At 71.8% G+C, this 17,464-nt stretch carries 16 protein-coding genes; 9 read left to right on the forward strand and 7 right to left on the reverse strand.

Annotated features, from left to right (window positions below; genetic code table 11):
• Positions 1-134: 134 nt before the first annotated feature.
• Together CP978_RS21470 and CP978_RS21475 are read right to left on the reverse strand one after the other, a co-directional pair.
• Entirely contained in the window at positions 135-599 is a 465-nt protein-coding gene (locus tag CP978_RS21470; protein ID WP_150478273.1) for an SCO4983 family protein, read from the reverse strand.
• Positions 600-673: 74 nt separating this feature from the next.
• Positions 674-1,885: a pyridoxal phosphate-dependent aminotransferase gene (locus tag CP978_RS21475; RefSeq protein WP_043443426.1), complete on the reverse strand. Its 1,212-nt coding sequence runs from the start codon at positions 1,883-1,885 to the stop codon at positions 674-676.
• 399 nt (positions 1,886-2,284) lie between these two features.
• Here CP978_RS21475 and CP978_RS21480 point away from each other — a divergent pair, with 399 nt between their 5' ends.
• Positions 2,285-3,181: a S1 family peptidase gene (locus tag CP978_RS21480; protein WP_043443428.1), complete on the forward strand. Its 897-nt coding sequence runs from the start codon at positions 2,285-2,287 to the stop codon at positions 3,179-3,181.
• A gap of 27 nt (positions 3,182-3,208) precedes the next feature.
• On the opposite strand, the gene CP978_RS21485 is transcribed toward CP978_RS21480, so the two are convergent.
• Both CP978_RS21485 and CP978_RS21490 read right to left on the reverse strand, forming a co-directional pair.
• On the reverse strand, positions 3,209-4,840 hold the full coding sequence (locus tag CP978_RS21485) for an N-acyl-D-amino-acid deacylase family protein (RefSeq protein WP_043443430.1): 1,632 nt from the start codon (positions 4,838-4,840) through the stop codon (positions 3,209-3,211).
• 149 nt (positions 4,841-4,989) lie between these two features.
• Positions 4,990-6,282, reverse strand: a complete 1,293-nt coding sequence (locus CP978_RS21490) for an amino acid deaminase (RefSeq protein WP_043443432.1) — start codon at positions 6,280-6,282, stop codon at positions 4,990-4,992.
• 169 nt (positions 6,283-6,451) lie between these two features.
• Here CP978_RS21490 and CP978_RS21495 point away from each other — a divergent pair, with 169 nt between their 5' ends.
• The 4 genes from CP978_RS21495 (at position 6,452) to CP978_RS21510 (ending at position 9,595) form a co-directional block, all read left to right on the forward strand.
• Positions 6,452-7,606, forward strand: coding sequence for a sugar kinase (locus CP978_RS21495; protein WP_079162246.1), 1,155 nt, complete (start codon positions 6,452-6,454; stop codon positions 7,604-7,606).
• Positions 7,603-8,364: an IclR family transcriptional regulator gene (locus CP978_RS21500; RefSeq protein WP_043443434.1), complete on the forward strand. Its 762-nt coding sequence runs from the start codon at positions 7,603-7,605 to the stop codon at positions 8,362-8,364. Before CP978_RS21495 ends, CP978_RS21500 begins: the two co-directional genes overlap by 4 nt.
• Entirely contained in the window at positions 8,361-8,771 is a 411-nt protein-coding gene (locus CP978_RS21505; RefSeq protein ID WP_043443436.1) for a RidA family protein, read from the forward strand. The genes CP978_RS21500 and CP978_RS21505 overlap by 4 nt, the downstream gene beginning before the upstream one ends.
• A gap of 101 nt (positions 8,772-8,872) precedes the next feature.
• Entirely contained in the window at positions 8,873-9,595 is a 723-nt protein-coding gene (locus tag CP978_RS21510) for a hypothetical protein (protein WP_052454227.1), read from the forward strand.
• 63 nt (positions 9,596-9,658) lie between these two features.
• Here the strand turns inward: CP978_RS21510 and CP978_RS21515 are convergent, their stop codons facing one another.
• The 3 genes from CP978_RS21515 to CP978_RS21525 all read right to left on the reverse strand — a co-directional run bounded on the left by CP978_RS21515 (position 9,659) and on the right by CP978_RS21525 (position 13,340).
• A complete protein-coding gene (locus CP978_RS21515; protein ID WP_150478274.1) occupies positions 9,659-10,897 on the reverse strand; it encodes a hypothetical protein in 1,239 nt (412 codons plus the stop codon).
• Positions 10,898-10,950: 53 nt separating this feature from the next.
• On the reverse strand, positions 10,951-11,466 hold the full coding sequence (locus CP978_RS21520; RefSeq protein ID WP_043443440.1) for a SigE family RNA polymerase sigma factor: 516 nt from the start codon (positions 11,464-11,466) through the stop codon (positions 10,951-10,953).
• Positions 11,467-11,645: 179 nt separating this feature from the next.
• Entirely contained in the window at positions 11,646-13,340 is a 1,695-nt protein-coding gene (locus CP978_RS21525; protein ID WP_107070425.1) for a chitinase, read from the reverse strand.
• A gap of 342 nt (positions 13,341-13,682) precedes the next feature.
• Between CP978_RS21525 and CP978_RS21530 the strand changes: the two genes are divergently transcribed.
• The 4 genes from CP978_RS21530 to CP978_RS21545 all read left to right on the forward strand — a co-directional run bounded on the left by CP978_RS21530 (position 13,683) and on the right by CP978_RS21545 (position 17,453).
• Entirely contained in the window at positions 13,683-14,552 is an 870-nt protein-coding gene (locus CP978_RS21530) for a hypothetical protein (RefSeq protein WP_043443444.1), read from the forward strand.
• Between the two features lie 79 nt (positions 14,553-14,631).
• Positions 14,632-15,345 (forward strand): Flp pilus assembly protein CpaB, encoded by a 714-nt coding sequence (gene cpaB, locus CP978_RS21535; protein ID WP_043443446.1) that lies wholly within the window; start codon positions 14,632-14,634, stop codon positions 15,343-15,345.
• Positions 15,346-15,435: 90 nt separating this feature from the next.
• The gene (locus CP978_RS21540; RefSeq protein WP_043443448.1) at positions 15,436-17,055 is read left to right on the forward strand and encodes a CpaE/TadZ family protein; all 1,620 of its coding nucleotides are present in this window, start codon (positions 15,436-15,438) and stop codon (positions 17,053-17,055) included.
• Positions 17,056-17,129: 74 nt separating this feature from the next.
• Entirely contained in the window at positions 17,130-17,453 is a 324-nt protein-coding gene (locus tag CP978_RS21545) for a TadE/TadG family type IV pilus assembly protein (RefSeq protein ID WP_043449187.1), read from the forward strand.
• Positions 17,454-17,464 lie beyond the last annotated feature (11 nt).

Below are 17,464 nucleotides of genomic sequence, written 5' to 3' on the forward strand. Positions count from 1 at the left end.
CGATCCCGGTATGCAACAGGAATGAAGGATTCCGGAAGCGGCGTCCCGGAGCCGGAGCCGGGGTGAGCCGGAACGGCCGGCGGGCGCGGACCCGTGTGGCCGGTCGGAGCCTCCCGGCGAGGCGGCGAGAGCCGTCAGCCGGAGGTGACCGGTTCCCGCGGCCCGGCCAGAGCGGCGGTGTGCGCGTCCATCCGTTCCGCCGCCAGGATCGCCGCCGCCGTGTCCGCGCGTGACGCCGCCACCACCAGGGCGCGGCCGGCCAGGGCGTGGGCGCGCCGGTGCAGCGCGGCGCAGCGCGGTTCGGGGCCGTGCGCGCTCTCCGTCGTGCGGGCCGGCGGGGCGTCCTCCGTGAGTTGCCGGTCGCGCCCGGGCGGCGGGGAGCCCCAGCGCAGCCTGGCCACCTGCTCGGTGAGCCGCCCGGCGGCCTCGTCCAGCTCCGCGGAGGGCTCCTGCGCGCGCAGTTCCTCCGTCACCGCGAGCAGGGCCGCCAGACGGCCGGCGAGCTGGATGTCCAGCTCCTCCTCGCGGGAACGGTGCGGAAAGTCGGGGGCGGCGCCGGCCGTCGTGTGGACCGACTTGGTGCGGATCGGTTCGTACATGGAACGGCCTCCTGTACTGTGCCAGGAAACCATCTTAGCTTGGATTTCGTCTAAGTTGCTCTGAAGGGGGCGCGTCAGGGCTGGCTGTAGCCGTCCAGGAAGTGACCGATCCGGGTGATCGCCGCGGTCAGATCCGCCACGGTCGGCAGGGTCACCACCCGGAAGTGATCGGGTTCCGTCCAGTTGAAGCCCGTCCCCTGGACGACCATGATCTTCTCGCGGCGCAGCAGGTCCAGCACCATCTGCCGGTCGTCCTTGATCTTGAAGACCTTGGGATCGAGCCGGGGGAAGAGATACAGCGCGCCCCTCGGCTTCACACAGGTCACGCCCGGGATCTGGGTCAGCAGCCGGTACGCCGCGTCCCGCTGCTCCTTCAGCCGGCCGCCCGGCAGCACCAGATCATTGATCGACTGGCGGCCGGTGAGCGCCGCCACCACACCGTGCTGGCCCGGCATATTGGCGCACAGCCGCATATTGGCGAGGATCGTCAGACCCTCGATGTACGACTCCGCGTGCGCCCGGGGTCCCGAGATCGCCATCCAGCCCACCCGGTAGCCCGCCACCCGGTACGCCTTCGACATGCCGTTGAAGGTGAGGGTCAGCAGATCGGGGGCGACGGCCGCGGTCGGGGTGTGGGTGGCTCCGTCGTAGAGGATCCGGTCGTAGATCTCGTCGGAGCAGACGAGGAGATTGTGCCGGCGCGCGATGTCGGTCAGACCCCGCAGCATCGCCTCGTCGTACACCGCGCCCGTGGGGTTGTTGGGGTTGATGACGACGATCGCCTTGGTGCGGTCGGTGACCTTGCGCTCCGCGTCGGCCAGGTCCGGCATCCAGTCCGACTGCTCGTCGCAGCGGTAGTGCACGGCCGTGCCGCCCGCGAGGGAGACCGCCGCGGTCCACAGCGGATAGTCCGGGGCCGGTACCAGCACCTCGTCGCCGTCGTCCAGCAGGCCCTGCATCGCCATCACGATCAGCTCGGAGACGCCGTTGCCGATGAAGACGTGCTCGACGTCGGTCTCCATGCCGAGGGTCTGGTGATGCATCACCACGGCCCGGCGGGCGGCGAGCAGGCCCTTCGCGTCGCCGTAGCCGTGGGCCGTCGAGACATTGCGCAGGATGTCCTCGAGGATCTCGGGCGGGCATTCGAAGCCGAAGGCGGCCGGGTTGCCGGTGTTGAGCTTGAGGATGCGGTGGCCTTCCGCCTCCAGCCGCGTGGCCTCCTCGAGAACCGGGCCCCGGATCTCGTAGCAGACATTGGCGAGCTTCGTGGACTGGATCACCTGCATGTCCGCGAGCTTACGGCCGTGTCACTCCCGGCGCCGCGTGTTGTTCACCACGTGGGACGGGGAGCTTTCCAGGGAAACCGCAGGTGGGCGGGGTGGGTGTGGCTCCTCGCCTTGGAATGCCAGGCCGGGTGGCGGGAGCACCCGCCCGAGGTGGGGGCGTGCGCCGTGAATGGTGCGCACCGCATCAGGACCCCCGTACCGCCGATCGAGTGGACGGTCCCCCGGTCGCCCCGTGGCTCGAGGGCCGTCCCGGGGCGGAAGGCGCACCACCGGCTGCGATTCGGCTGAAAACCGCTCTTTGTCACCACTTTCCCCTCCATTCACAATGCGCATGACAAGAGTGCGGCCGGAAGTCCCCGGCCCACCGTGTCATCGCTTCCTCATCGAGAGGGGACCCCCATGAGAAAGCCTCTCGGCGCCGCACTCCTGGCTCTGGCGATCGCCGGAGCCGGTGCGGTACCGGCGGCCGCCGCACCCGGGCCCGCGACCGCGGCCGGCACGGCGACCCACCGGACGTCCGCCGCGTCCGCCGCGAGCCCCGCGTCCGCCACGGCGAGCATCCAGGCCGTCGACTTCGCCGGCACCGTCGCATTGAGCAACTGCTCCGGTTCCGTCGTCCGCTTCCCGAAATCGGTGGACAGTGACCCGGCGTTGGTGCTGAGCAACGGGCACTGCCTGGAGACCGGCTTCCCGAAGGCCGGTCAGGTCATCGTCGGCCAGTCCTCCAGCCGCACCTTCGGGCTGCTCAACTCGTCCGGCAGCACGGTCGCGACCCTGCGGGCCGGCAAGGTCGCGTACTCCACGATGACCGACACGGACATCACGATCTATCAGCTCACCGTCAGCTATGCGCAGATCAGGAGCTCCTACGGCATCGAGGCGCTCACCCTCGCCGACACCCACCCCGTCGCGGGCACCGCCATCAAGGTCGTCTCCGGTTACTGGAAGCGGATCTACAGCTGCGCGATCGACGGGTTCGTCCACCGCCTGAAGGAGGGCGACTGGACCTGGAAGGACTCGGTCCGTTACACCTCCGCCTGCGACACCATCGGCGGCACCTCGGGATCGCCCGTCGTCGACAGCGCCACCGGAAAGGTCGTCGCCGTCAACAACACCGGCAACGAGAGCGGCGGAAGCTGCACGGTCAACAACCCCTGCGAGGTCGACGAGAACGGCAAGGTGACCGTCCGCAAGGGCATCAACTACGCCGAGCAGACCTACCAGATCCCGGCGTGCTTCGGCGCCGGCAACCAGCTCGACCTGAGCGCGAGCGGCTGCCTCCTGCCCAAGCCCTGACCGGCCCCGGCCGCCCCGCGCGGGCGGTCACCGGGGAGTTCTGCGGACCGCCCGCCCCGCCCGTACGTTCGTTCTGCGCCCCTCGTCGATCACGAAACGGCCGTCGATCAGGACGTACGGGATGCCCGTCGGGAGCGCCCGCGGGTGTGCGAAGGTGGCGCCCGCCGCGACCGTGGCCGGGTCGAAGAGGACCAGATCGGCGCGGTACCCCTCGCGGACCAGGCCGCGGTCCGGCAGCCGGAGCCGGGCCGCCGGGCGCGAGGTGAGCCGGGCCACGCACTCCTCCAGGGACAGCACCCCCAGCTCGCGCACATACCGGCCGAGGTACCGCGGGAACGTGCCGTAGGCGCGCGGATGGGGTTTGGCGCCCTGGACGATGCCGTCGGAGCCGCCGGTGTGGACCCGGTGCCGCATGATCGCCCGCACATTGTCCTCATGGCCCACGTGCTGCAGGATCGTCGTGCCCAGCCGGTCCTCGACCAGCAGCCTGCGGGCCGTGGTCCAGGGGGCCTCGCGGCGCAGCTCCGCCGACTCCCGGACCGTCCGGCCGATGTACGCCCCGAGAACCGGATCGCTCACCCCGGAGATCTCGACGGTGTCCCAGTCGACGGGGACGCCGTGGCAGCCGTCGGAGCCGGTGACCTCCAGATCGTGCCGGATCCGCTCGGCCGTCGCGTCGTCGACGAGCCGCCGGAGGATCGTCTCCGGGCCGCCCTCGGCCGCCCAGCTCGGCAGCAGCGCCGCCAGCGTCGTGCAGCCGGGGGTGTAGGGGTAGGTGTCCAGGGTGATGTCCGCGCCCGCCGCGAGCGCCTCGTCGAGCAGGGACAGCAGTTCGTCGGCGCGACCCTCGTTCACCCCGAAGTTCAGGGTGGCGTGCGTCAGATGCAGCGGGCAGCCGGCCTCGCGGGCCAGATCCACCATCTCCCGGTACGCCTCCAGGGCGCCCGCCCCGTAGGAGCGGTGGTGCGGGCTGTAGTAGCCGCCGTAGGAGGCCACCACCTTGCACAACTCGCGGAGCTCGGCGTTCCTGGCGTACATGCCGGGCGGATAGGTGAGCCCCGAGGACATGCCGACGGCGCCCTGCTCCATCCCCTCCGCGACCAGCCGCCGCATCCGGTCCAGCTCCCCGGGCGTCGCCTCCCGGTCCTCCCAGCCCATGACCAGCATCCGGACCGTGCCCTGCGGGACGAGATACGCCGCGTTGACCGCGATGCCCCGGTCGAGGCGGTCCAGGTACTCGCCCACGGAGCGCCAGGTGAAGTCGGTGTCGTCGCCGTGGCCGTTCCACCCGGTGATGGCGCGGCGCACCTCGGCGAGCGCCCGGTCGTCGACCGGGGCGTAGGAGAGCCCGTCCTGCCCGACCACTTCGAGGGTGACGCCCTGTGCGGCCTTGGCGCTGTGGTCCGGGTCGCGCACCAGGGCGAGATCGCTGTGGGCGTGCATATCGATGAAACCGGGGCACAGGACCAGCCCCTCGGCGTCCAGCTCCCGTACGCCACGGGGCCGGGCGCAGCCCGCCGCGGCGGCCTCCTGGACGATCGAGACGATCCGGCCGTCCTTGACCGCCACATCGGCGCGACAGGAGGGGCCGCCGCTGCCGTCGACCACCTCCGCGTCCCGGACGACGAGATCCGCGAGGTCGAGAGGATCGAGATCCATGGAACTCCTCCTGTTCCCGGGCGTGTTCCCGGAGGGAAGGACGGGCCGTGCGGTGGATGGAGGCCGCGGGCGGACCGCGTTCCGGATGAACGAGGGGCCGTGATCCAGCAGGACGAGGACCCGGGTCCGGGAAGAACGCGGACCGTCTGTCAGAAGAACGTGCGGACGCAGTCCACGACCGTGCCGTCGGCCTCGACCACCGGGATCAGCTGCCATTTGTCGAAGACCGTGCACGGATGGGACAGGCCCATCCCGAGCCAGTCGCCGACCTCGACATCGGCCTCCGGGGTGGTCCGCAGCCAGGCGTGCTGGTCGGAGAGCTTGGTCACCGAGACGCCCGTGGCCGGCCGCTCCACGCCGTCCCGGCGCACCACCTGGGCGAAGGGCAGATCCAGGTCGTAGGCCGCGTCCCGTTTGCCCGCGTTGACGAAGGCCTGCTCGGCGGAGGGCCGGGACACCACCTGGGTCCACAGCCGGAACGCCGGCTCCAGGGCGCCCTCCTCCGGGACGCGGGTGAACGGGGTCCGGGAGTGGTAGTGGCCGTCGTCGTGCGAGACATAGGCGCCCGAGCGCAGCAGCTTCAGGACGGGGGCGGAGAATGTGGGGAGCTCCGCGAAGACCTCCGCCACCGCGTCGAACCAGGCGCTGCCGCCCGCGCTCACCACGATCTCGTCCAGACCGTCGAAGCGGCCCGCCTTGTCGAACTCCGCCGCGAGGCCGGTGAGCCGGCGCAGCCAGGCGCGCACCCGGTCCTGGTCCGCCTGCGGGACCTCGCCCTCGTAACCGGCCACGCCCACCAGCCGCAGGGTCCGGGTGGCCGCCACCGCGTCCGCGACCGCCGCGCACTCCTGCTCCGTACGCGCCCCGGTGCGCGCTCCCTCGCCCGCCGCCAGCTCGACGACCACGTCCAGCGGGCGTCCGCCGTCCCTCGGGGCCGCCTCCGTCAGGGCCGCGTCCATCAGCTCGACGCCGCGCACCGAGTCGACGTAGCAGACGAAGCGGAACTCCGGGTCCGCGGCCAGGTCGGCGGCGATCCGGCGCAGGGACGCGGGGTCGACCAGCTCGTTCGCCAGAAACACCCGCTGGATGCCGAAGTGCCGTGCCACCCACACCTGATGGGGGACCGCGAGGGTGATGCCCCAGGCCCCGTGGTCGATCTGCCGCCGGAAGAGCTGGGGCGCCATCGAGGTCTTGCCGTGCGGGGCGAAGGCCAGGCCGTGGCGGCCCGTATAGGTCTCCATCAGATCGAGGTTGTGCTGGAGGCGCTCTGCCGACAGCACGAGAACCGGGGTGGTGAAGCCCCCGGTGAAGAGGTTGCGGCGCTCGGCCGCCAGTTCGGCGAGCGTCAGGTCCCCGGCGTCCGGGGGAAGGCCCTTGAAGCGGTGGCCGACGCGCTCCGTCCCGAGGGCGGCGAGGCGTTCTGCGGCGGTGGCGGCGTCCATCGGGCCTCCCGGGTGAGCCATTGCGGTATGCGCAACGGGCGTTGTATATATCGCTTGTTGCTGTCTAACATCCCGTCCGACGCGGGGTCAACGGAGCCGCCGTGGCCCTTCCCCGGACTCTCCGATCCATGTGAGCGGGGGACCCCCTCGACGAGGAGGCCTCACCAGCGTGACCGCCGACGGCCCGCCCAGCACCCCGGACTCCGCCGCCACCGCCCATGCGGTGGATGCCGTCGGCTCCGTGGACCCCGTCGATGTCGTCGCGCTGGGCGAGTCCATGGTCACCTTTCTGCCGTCCCGGCCCGGGCGGCTGGCCGATGTGCCGTCCTTCGAGCGAGGGATCGGCGGCGCCGAGTCCAATGTGGTGTGCGCGCTCGCCGCCGCCGGGCACTCCACCCGCTGGGTCGGCCGGGTCGGGGCGGACGGCTTCGGCGACCACCTGGTCGAGGCGATCGGGGCGTACGGCGTCGACGTCGGACGGGTACGGCGGGATCCGGAGCGCCCGACCGGGATCTACTTCCGCACGGCGGGCGACCGCGCGGGCGACGCCCATGAGGTGGCGTACTACCGGGCGGGATCGGCGGCCTCGGCGATGGCCGTGGGGAACATGGACCTGGACGCGATACGCGCCGGCCGGATCCTGCATCTGTCCGGGATCACGGCCGCGCTGTCGGACGACTGCCTCGGCCTCCTCAGGGAACTCACCGCGCCCCGGGCCGGACGTCCCCTGATCTCCTTCGACGTCAACCACCGCCCCGGGCTGTGGCGCGACCCCGGCGGGCCCCGGGTGCTGCTGGAGTTGGCGCGGGCGGCCGATCTGGTCTTCGTGGGGGACGACGAGGCCCGTCAGGCCTGGGGACTGCGGGGCGCCCGCGCCATCCGGGAGGCGCTGCCCGAACCGGAGACCGTGGTGGTCAAGCAGGGCGAGGGCGGGGCGACCGTGTTCGACAGAGGCGCGGAGGACTGCGAGGACGCCTCGGGCACCGCCACCTTCGTCCGCGCCCCGAAGGTCGAGGTGGTGGCCGCCGTAGGGGCCGGGGACGCCTTCGCCGCCGGTTTCCTCTCCGCCACCCTGCGCGGGCTGCCCGTCCGCGACCGGCTCCGCCACGGGCACCTCATGGCCGCCGCCGTGCTCACCGCCCCCGGCGACCACCTCCCCCTTCCCGCCCGCCGCCCGGACGCCGCCCCGGCGCGGCGCCCCTCCTGGCGGGACCGGGCCGACCGGCTGGCGGCACTCGACGACGCCGGATGGGGGACACTGCGGCTCGGCCCCGGCTGGACCGAGGCCGCCGCACCGGACGAGGAGGGGGCGCGCGGACGATGAGCCAGACCGTCGACCGGGCACTGAGCATCCTGCCGCTGCTCGCCGAGGGGCCCGCCGACCTCGGACGGGTCGCCGGCCGGCTCGGGGTGCACAAGTCCACCGCGCTCCGTCTGCTGCGCACCCTGCACGAACACGGACTGGTCTACCGCCAGTCCGACCAGCGCTACCGCCTCGGCGCCCGCCTCTTCGCCCTCGCCCAGCAGGCCGTGGAGAACCTGGACGTCCGGGAGATCGCCCACCCCCATCTGGTCCGTCTCAACGAGGAGTGCGGGCACACCGTCCACCTCGCGGTGCACGAGCAGAACGAGGTCGTCTACATCGACAAGGTGGAGAGCCGCTATCCGGTGCGGATGTACTCACGGATAGGGAAGCCGGTGGCCATCACCGTCGCCGCCGTCGCCAAGCTCCTCCTCGCCGATCTGCCCGAGCCCGAGCGCCGCGCCGTCGCGGAGAGGCTCGACTACCGTCCGTACACGGCCCGTTCGACGCCCGACGCGGTCACCTATCTGAAGGAACTGGCGCGGGTGCGCGACCAGGGCTGGGCCACCGACCTCGGCGGCCACGAGGAGTCCGTCAACTGCGTCGCCGCCCCCGTCCGCGGGATCGACGGACGGGTCGTCGCGGCCCTGTCGGTCTCCGCGCCCAATGTCGTCGTCACCGCCGACGAGCTCCTCGCCCTGCTCCCGCTGGTGCGCCGTACCGCGGACGCCGTCAGCCGGGAGTACTCCGGCACCACCCCAGCAAAGGAACCCGTATGACGGACAAGATCGCCCTGACCCCGAAGACCCACACCACGCCCCCCGCCCGGTTCTCGCACGGGGTGAAGAAGGGGAACATCCTCCAGGTCGCCGGCCAGGTCGGCTTTCTGCCCGCCGAGGAGGGCAGGCCCCCGGCCCCCGCGGGCCCCGGCCTGCGCGAGCAGATGCTCCAGACCCTCGCCAATGTCCAGGCGATCCTGGAGGAGGGCGGCGCCGGCTGGGACGATGTGATGATGATCCGCGTCTATCTGACCGAGGTGGACCACTTCGCCGAGATGAACGAGATCTACGACGCCTACTTCGGGGAACAGGGCCTGACCGGGCCGCCCGCTGCCCGGACCACCGTCTATGTCGGTCTCCCGGCCGGGCTGCTGATCGAGATCGACGCGCTGGCCGTTCTCGGCTGACCCGGCGTCAACCTGTCGGCTCCCGCGTTCCGGCGACGATTCGTATAACGATGCAGGGGCCGATTGTCTCGCGCACAGGATCGTCGACCATACTTCCCGCTGTGGAGCAGCGTATTGGTTCGAGCAGCCAGCCCCTGGACGGCGTCGGGGTCGACCCGGCCTTCATCCCCGGTCTCACCTCGCCCCTGTCCACCCGGCAGGGGACCGTCGAGGACGAGCGGAAGGACTCTGCCGAGGCCGAGCAGGAGGACTCCGCCGAAGTCGAGCGGAAGGACCCCGCCGACGCCCTGCGGAAGGACTCCGCCGAAGACGGGAAGGACCCCATAGAGCCCGAGGAATCCGCCGAGGAGGGGCGCCGGAGCCCCGCCGGGCCAAAGGACACAGATCCCGAGGAGGAGAAGCCGGCCGACGACGCGCCCGACGCACCCGAAGGCTCCGAGGAGCCCGAAGGCTCTGAGGAGCCCGAGAGGTCTGAGGAGCCCGAGGAGCAGGCATCCGAGGGCCCCGCCTTCGAGGCCGCCGACCGCCGCGCGCGGATCGTCGCGGACCACAGCGGTGTCCGGCTGTGCCTGGACGACCAGGACTGCGAGTTCCGCTGGGACGAGATCGGCGCCGTCGAGACCGAGACCTCCCGGTTCGGCAAGCGGTTCACCGTGACCGTGCACACCACCGACCGCCGCTGGTACCCGATCGAGGTCGAGGCCCCGGCCCGGAGCCGCTTCAAGGAGTGGGAGGCCGCCCTGGACGAGGTCCTGGACGCCTACTTCGAGGACGGCACGGAGACCGAGCCCGCCACCCCGGAGAAGGACGACACCGACGACTGACGGACACCGTCGGCCGGGCCCGTGCGGCCCGGCCGACGAACCGTGCGGCGTGCGGCCCGGTTGTCAGCCGCGTGCGCGCCACTTCTCGCTCGTGGCGACGGCCTCCATCTGCTCCATGGTGAGTGCGGGGGCCGTCCGGGTCGCCGGGGTGTTCTGGGCACCCGAGTTGAAGGCGCTGATCACCACCCGGAAGCCGTCGGTGCGGATGGTGTCGACGGTCCACATGACGACCCCCGCGCCGCCCTTCTCACCGGGCCCCTGGTGCCAGGCCACCTTGGTGCCGTCCGGCAGGGTCCTGGCATCCGCTCCGAAGAGCTGGTCCTCGACGCTCCGCATGTCGTCCTGGACGTTGACCTGGACGTAGCTCGCGCCCTTGCCGTCGTCGAGGACGACATACCCGAACGTGGGGTCGCCACCGCTCTTCGAGACGACCTGGACACCCTCGGGCAGCAGTGAGCCGAGCGTCGAGGAGACCGGATGGTCGGATCCGCGGTGCTCCGGCTCGGTCGTCGGCCTCCGGGCGTCCGGAGGCATGGCGTCGACGACGGTGCGCCATTCCCCCGCGGTGATCAGTGTCTTCAACTGCGCGGGGGAGAGAGGCGGTAGATCCCGGCTGGCGGGCCCGCTTGCCTCGGTGGCGGAGTTCCGCTCGGCCACGGTGATGTGCTGCCCCGTCGGCGTGACGAGGGTCGCGGTCCACGCCTTCACGGCGGAGCGCCGGTTCGGGTACCCGTACCCCTTCACCACCGTCAGCGCGGAGCCGTCGGCCAGTGTGTCGCCGGTGCAGGTGTCGTAAGTGAAGAACGTCCTGTCGGGGCACTCGGTGGCACCGGCGGCCGTCCGGCCGCCGGGCGGAAGGCGGTCGAGGGTGACGGTGACGGCCGCCTCGCCCTTGCCGTCGTCGTACACGACACGGGCGTAGGGCGGGCGGTCCTCGCCCGTACCGCGAGCCTCCTCCTGGCTGAACTGCCCCTCGGGCAGCAGCTTTTTGAGGGTGCTCAGCAGCTCGTCGCGGGTCACGGGGGTCTGGGCGGTGGACGAGGCCGCCGGGAAGGACGCGCCGGTGGTCACGGCCCGCTGCCGTCCACCGTCGTCGCCGCCGAGGGGAAGGACCAGCGTCCCGGCGAGCGCCACCGCGCTCACACCTCCGACGGCGGTGGCCCTGCGCCGCGAGGCGGACCGCCGGCCCTGTGCCTCGCCGCGGGCAGCCAGATCCAGGCCGCCGGTCTCGAACGCGTGGCCCGCGTGACGCAGGGCGTCCGCGAACCGGTCCTCGAAGGGGTCGTGCTCTTCAACGGGCATGGCGAACCGCCGTTTCTGCGGGAAGACGAGCTGGTGGACTGAGGGGGGTACGGTCAGGAGCCTGTGTACTCGACGAGGGCGTCGCCGAGCAGGACGCGCAGCCGGGCGAGGGCGCGGACGCAGCGGGTACGTACCGCGGCCGAGCTGGTGTCCATCGCGGCGGCGGTCTCCTCGACGCTGCGGTCCTCCCAGTACCGCAGCACGACGACGGCCCGGTCCTTGGCGGACAGCTGTCCGAGTGCCTGGACGAGGGTGAGCCGCAGCGGGGCGTCGGCGGACGCGTCCTGCCCGGCCCGCTCGGGGAGTACATCGGTGGCGTGCTCCTTGTGAGTGCTGTGCCGCCGACGATGGGCGAGGAAGGTACGGGTGAGTACGGTGTGGGCGTACCCGGCGGGGTTGTCGGCACGGGAGACGCGGTTCCAGCGGACATAGACGCGGCCGAGGGTCTCCTGGACGAGGTCCTCGGCGAGATGGGTGTCGCCGCCGGTGAGCAGGCAGGCGGACCGGTACAGGTGCCCGGCGCGTGCCGCGGCGAACTCCGGGTAGCCCTCGCTGCGGCCCAGTCTCATCTGTGTCCCCCCGGTGTTCCGTGCCGTTCCGTCGTGCCCGGCCGCTCCTACCTCATTGATGCGATGGGGTCCCGGAAATGTTTCAACGGGGCCGGAGGAGACCACGGGCCGGACGACGAAAGGTGCGGGGGCGGCTCGTGGTGAGCCGCCCCCGCACCTTGTGTTGGTTCAGTGCACCGTCACGGCAGTGCGTGGACGTGCGGGCCGACCGAGCCCGACCAGGCGTTGCCCGAGGCGGCGTCCCAGTTCGTCGACCAGGTCATGGCGCCCCGCAGGCCCGGGTACGTCTTGGACGGCTTGAAGGAACCGCAGTTGACGGTCTTCGTCAGACAGTCCAGGGCGTTGTTCACCACGGCGGGGGAGACATAGCCGCTGCCCGCCGCCCGCGTCGACGCCGGGACGCCCAGGCCGACCTGGGACGGGGCCAGGCCGCTCTCCAGCTGGATGCAGGCCAGCGCCGTCAGGAAGTCCACCGAGCCCTGGCTGTACACCTTGCCGTCGCAGCCCAGCATCGAACCGCTGTTGTAGTACTGGGTGTTGACGACGGTCAGGATGTCCTTGACGTTCAGCGCCGTCTGGAAGTACCCGTTCGACGTCGACTGCATGTCGAGCGTCTGCGGGGCCATCGTGAGGATCAGCGAGGGCCCGGCCTTCGCGGACAGCTGCCGCAGCGCCTGGGTCATATAGGTGGCGTTCAGGCCGTTCTCCAGGTCGATGTCGACCCCGTCGAAGCCATAGCTCTGCATCAGCGAGTAGACCGAGTTCGCGAAGTTCGCCGCGGAGTCCGCGCTGTTCACGGCCACCGTGCCGGTCTCGCCGCCCACCGAGACGATGACCTTCTTCCCGGCGGCCTGCTTCGCCTTGATGTCGGCCTTGAACTGGTCCGCCGTGTAGCCGCCGAGACCGGCCGAGTCCAGGGTGAAGGACACCGCGCCCGGTGTGCTGGTGGCGTCGGCGAAGGCCACCGCGACGATGTCGTACTGCGCGGGGACGTCCGAGAGCTTCTGGACGGTGGCGCCGTTGTTGAAGTTCTGCCAGTAGCCCGTCACCGCGTGCTTGGGAAGGGTTCCGCCCCCGCCGTTGTTGCCGCCCCCGTTGCCGGACCCCGTCGTCGCCGACACCGACGCGGACCTCGCCGATTCGCCCGCCGCGTTGGTCGCCGTCACCGCGAAGGAGTACGAGGTGGCGGGGGACAGGCCCGTCACGGTCGCCGACGTCCCGGTCACGGCGGTCACCTTGGTGCCGTCGCGGTACACGGTGTAGCCGGTCGCGCCGGACACCGTGTTCCAGGACAGGGAGACGGAGGAGGAGGTGGTGGAGGAGACCGACAGACCCGCGGGGGCCGCGGGCACGGTCGGGGCGGGGTCACCGCCGCCCCCGCCGTCCGGGCCGGACACCGACACATCGTCCGCGTAGTACGCCGCCTGCCCGTACCAGCCGTGCAGATACACCGTCACCGATGTGGTCGAGGAGCCGGTGGTGAAGGTCGTGGACAGCTGCTTCCAGCTCGTCGAGTCCGGCGTCCAGGTCGACACGTCCGTGGTGCCGGTGCCCGTCGCGCCCAGATAGGCGTAGCCGCCCTGCACCCAGGCGCTCAGCGTGTAGGTCGAGCCGGGCTTCACCGCGACCGTCTGGGTGCACTGGGCGTTGTCCTGCCCGGCCGGTGTGGCCTTCAGCGCGGCGGAACCGCTGTGCACCGGGGAGGACACCGTGGTGCCGCTGCCCGCCGAGCAGGTCCAGTTGCTCAGGCCCGATTCGAAGCCGGCGTTCCTGGCGTTGTTCACATCCGCGGCGGACGCGGGGGCGGCGCCCAGGAAGGAGAGGGCGAGCGCGGCGACACCGGCCGCGGCGAGGGATCGTCTGCGGTGGAACATGCCTGGTGCGCGGTCCACTTGAGCCTCCGATGGGGGGAGAAGGGAACAGGAGGGCAGTGCGGAACGGTGGCCACCGCTGAGGAATGAATTTGGTCCAGACCAATTGGGTTGTCAAGACCTCTGGCGACGCCAACGCCCCTGCCCCTGAGTGAAGTTGCACCGGCTTCAGGCACGCTGTGTCGATCCTGCTCACACCTTCGGTGAGATGATCTCCCGGATTCGGTGTTGAGCGGGGCATGTCGTGGATATGGTGCTGTTGCAGGACGATGTCCATGGACGTCACAGGGCCAACTGAGGCGGTGGTCGACCACCTCGCCGCAGTGAACGGGGTGGTGTGCAGCCGTGCCGACCGCGATAGCCGTCACCAGTCCCGATCTGGTGCTGCCGCCGCTCGACCGGCAGACGCCGCCCGCCGCCGTCCAGCCCCGGTCCACGCTCGAACAGTCCCTGGACGAGCTGCACACACTCATCGAACAGCACGGCTATGTCATCGCCCTGTACACCGCGTCGGGCGGGGACGACGCGGCGGTGCGCCGATTGCACACCGCCCGGTCGGTCCTGGAGAGCGACCGCGTGGCCCTGCTCGGCGTCGATCTGCCGCCGCTCGGACTGGCCCTGCTCGCCCAGCAGTTGCGCCAGCTGTCGGTGTGCGACGTCAGCCCGGGGGTGCTGGCGTCCTCCGCCCGGCTGCTCGCCCACTACATCTACGCCGGCGCCCTGCTCGGCTCGGTCGCCCGGCTCGACCGTGTCCCCGTCCCCCTGACCTCCCACGCCAAGTCATGGGTGCCGGGCGCCCAGTTCGGCGTGCTCGCCCATCCCCGGCCGCAGCTGGTGAGGGTCGGGCAGGAGGAGTTACCGGGGCCCGAGTTCGGCACCCGGATGATCGTCGCCGCCGGACAGCCGCCCTCGGACTGGGTCACCGCCACCCTGGCGCCCGCCTGGCGCGTCCAGGGCGTCGCGACCGTCCCCCTGCCGGAGCAGTCCGGACGCTGGTGGGGGACCGGCCGGCTCGTCGAGTTCGCGGCGGGCCTCCATGACGTCGCCGTGCTCTATCAACTCGTCTCGTCGGTACGCCGCGAGGTCTGCCACTGGTGCGGCCTCGAACTCATCGGCGACCGCTGCGGTTTCTGCGCCGCTCCGCTGCCGGCACCCCTCGAACGGCAGCCGGTCCCCACCGCCCGTGCGCTGCCCCGGGGCGGCACCGGCCCGTAGGAACAACGCCCCACCATGACGCACGACCGCTCGACCGCCCGACCCGCCGTCCCCACGCTCCGATCGAGGTTGTCCGCGCATGAACTCACGCCAGCGCCGTGGCGTCATCCTGCTGGTCCTCTCGGCCCTCGCCGCCGTCGGCGCCTTCGCCGGGGTGCTGTCGGTGATCCGTGACGTGAACGCCAAGGTCGGACCGGAGGTCACGGCCTATCGCCTCAAGAGCGACATCGCGCCCTACAAGGAGCTCACGGCCGACCAGTTCGAGCGGATCTCCATGCCGAAGCGGTGGCTGTCGGCCACCGCCGTCACCGATCTCGCCCGGATCCGCGGCAAGATCGCCGTGACCCGGCTGGAGAAGGGATCGCTGCTGCAGAACGACATGATCGTCGACCGTCCCGAACTCCAGCCCGGCCAGCAGGAGATCGCCATCATGATCGACGCCTCGACCGGTGTGGCCGGCAAGATCTCCCCCGGCTCGCGGGTCAACATCTACGCCACCTTCAAGGCCGCCAACGAGAAGAGCAAGGACGAGTCCAAGGTCATCGTGACCGACGCCCGCGTCCTCGACGTCGGCAAGCTCACCGCGCTGGACCCCGCCCAGTCCGGCGACGAGCGCCGGCGCACCGCCTCCGAGGCCGTCCCCATCACCTTCGCGCTGGACACGGCCGACGCCCAACGGGTCGCGTACGCCGAGTCGTTCGCCCAGCATGTCCGGCTCGCCCTGGTCGCGGGCGGCTCCGGGACCACGGTCAACCCGGGCGACCGTACGTACACCCTCGACCAGGACAAGTAGGAGGCCGCGCATGAGGTCCTTCCCGGCCCACCGCGGGCCCCGGCCCAGGGGGCCCTTCCTCACCGTGTCCGTCCCCATGAGGTCGCGCCCATGACCATCCGCATCCTGCCCGCGGCGGGCGACCTGGACGCGGCCCGCGCGCTCACCACCCTGCTGAGCCAGCTCGCCGACGCCGAACCCGCCCCGCCGGTCGAGGACTCCACGGCACTGCTGGACACTTTGGCGCGCCTGGCCGGGGAGTCCCTGGACGAGCTGCCCGAGGTCGTGCTCGTCCATGAGCGGATCGGCCCGGTCCCCGCACTCGAACTGATCCGCGAGCTGGTGCTGCGGTTCCCGGCGGTCGGGGTCGTCCTCGTCACCGCCGACACCAGCACGGGCGTCCTGACCGCCGCGATGGACTCCGGCGCCCGCGGCATCGTCACCCTGCCCCTCGGCTACGACGCCCTCGCCGAACGCGTCCAGGCCGCCGCAGCCTGGTCGGCCGGGATGCGGCGCCACCTGGGCAGCGGGAGCCCCGAGCAGTACGGCGGAGCCGGGGGGACCGTGATCACGGTGACCGGCGCCAAGGGCGGCGTCGGGGCCACGGTCACCGCCGTACAACTGGCGCTCGCGGCACGCGCGTCGGGCCGTACGGTCGCCCTGGTCGACCTCGATCTCCAGTCCGGGGACATCGCCTCCTACCTGGACGTCCAGTTCCGGCGCTCGGTGGCCGACCTCGCCGGGATCACCGACATCAACCCCCGGGTCCTCCAGGACGCGCTCTACACCCATGAGCGGGGCATCGGCCTGTTGCTGGCCCCCGCCGAGGGCGAACGCGGCGAGGAGGTCACCGACCGGGTGGCCCGCCAGGTCCTGGGAACCCTGCGGTCCCGCCACGATGTGGTGATCGTGGACTGCGGCTCCCAGATGAACTCCGCCACGGCCGCCGCCGTGGAGACCGCCGACCGGGCGCTGCTCGTGGTGACCCCGGACGTGGTCGCGGTGCGCGCCGCCAAACGCATGGTGCGCCTGTGGGACCGGCTCCAGATCCGCAAGGCCGAGGAGACCCTGACGGTCGTCAACCGCCACACCCGCGGTACGGAGATCCAGCCGTCCCTGGTCGAACGGGTCACCGGCACCAGGGTGGCCCGTACCGCGGTCCCGGCCGCCTTCAAGGAACTCCATGCCGTCGTCGACGCCGGACGCCTCCAGGACCTGGACGCCCGCTCCACCGTGAAGCAGGCGCTGTGGGCGCTGGCGGGGGAGCTGGGCCTGGTCACCGAGCGGGAGGGCGGCGGCGGGCGGCGCCGCAGGACGGCCTCGGACCGGGGAGCGCTGAGCCTGTGGCGCAAGGGCGGTGACCGGGGCTCGGTCACCCTGGAGTTCGCGGGGATGTTCCCGCTCGTCCTGGTCGTGATGGCGCTGCTGTGGGAGTGCGTGCTCTACGGCTACACCTACTCGCTGGCGGGCAACGCGGCGGACGAGGCGGCCCGCGCGGCCACGGCCGCCTACGCGGCGTCCGGCGGCGGCGCCTACCAGGACTCCTGCCGGTCCGCGGGCGCCGAACATCTGCCGGACTCCTGGAGGAACGCGGAGATCTCCTGCACCCCGGCAGGACCGGTGATGAAGGCGACGGTCACGGCCCGGGTCCCGCTGTTCTTCCCGGGCGTCAACCCCGGCTGGTCGGTGCGCGGCACGGCGGGCGCGGCGCTGGAGAGGACCGACCGGTGAAGGCGCCCCCCGGCCGCCGTGGGACGCCCACGCCCGGCCGGTGGACCCGTGGCCGGAACGACCGCGGCGTCTCCATGCTCGAATTCGCCGGCTTCCTGCCCATCCTCCTTGTGATCGGGATGGCCGCCGTCCAGCTCGGCCTGATCGGCTACGGCGTCAACCAGGCGGGGACGGCCGCCCGCGCCGCCGCCCGGGTGGCCTCCCAGGACGGCCACGGCCCGGCGGCGGGCACGGCGGCGGGTAGGGCGGCCGTCAGCGCCTGGCTCGCGCCCCAGGTGTCCGCGGACATGGGCCCGGACACCACCACGGCCACCGTCACCGTCCATGTCCCCGCCGTCATCCCGCTGTTCGGCGGCTGGGACGTCAGCCGCCACGCCACCATGCCCACCGACCACTGACCCCCGCAGGA

Origin of the sequence: Streptomyces nodosus, from assembly GCF_008704995.1 — a bacterium.
GTDB classification, from domain to species: Bacteria; Actinomycetota; Actinomycetes; order Streptomycetales; family Streptomycetaceae; genus Streptomyces; species Streptomyces nodosus.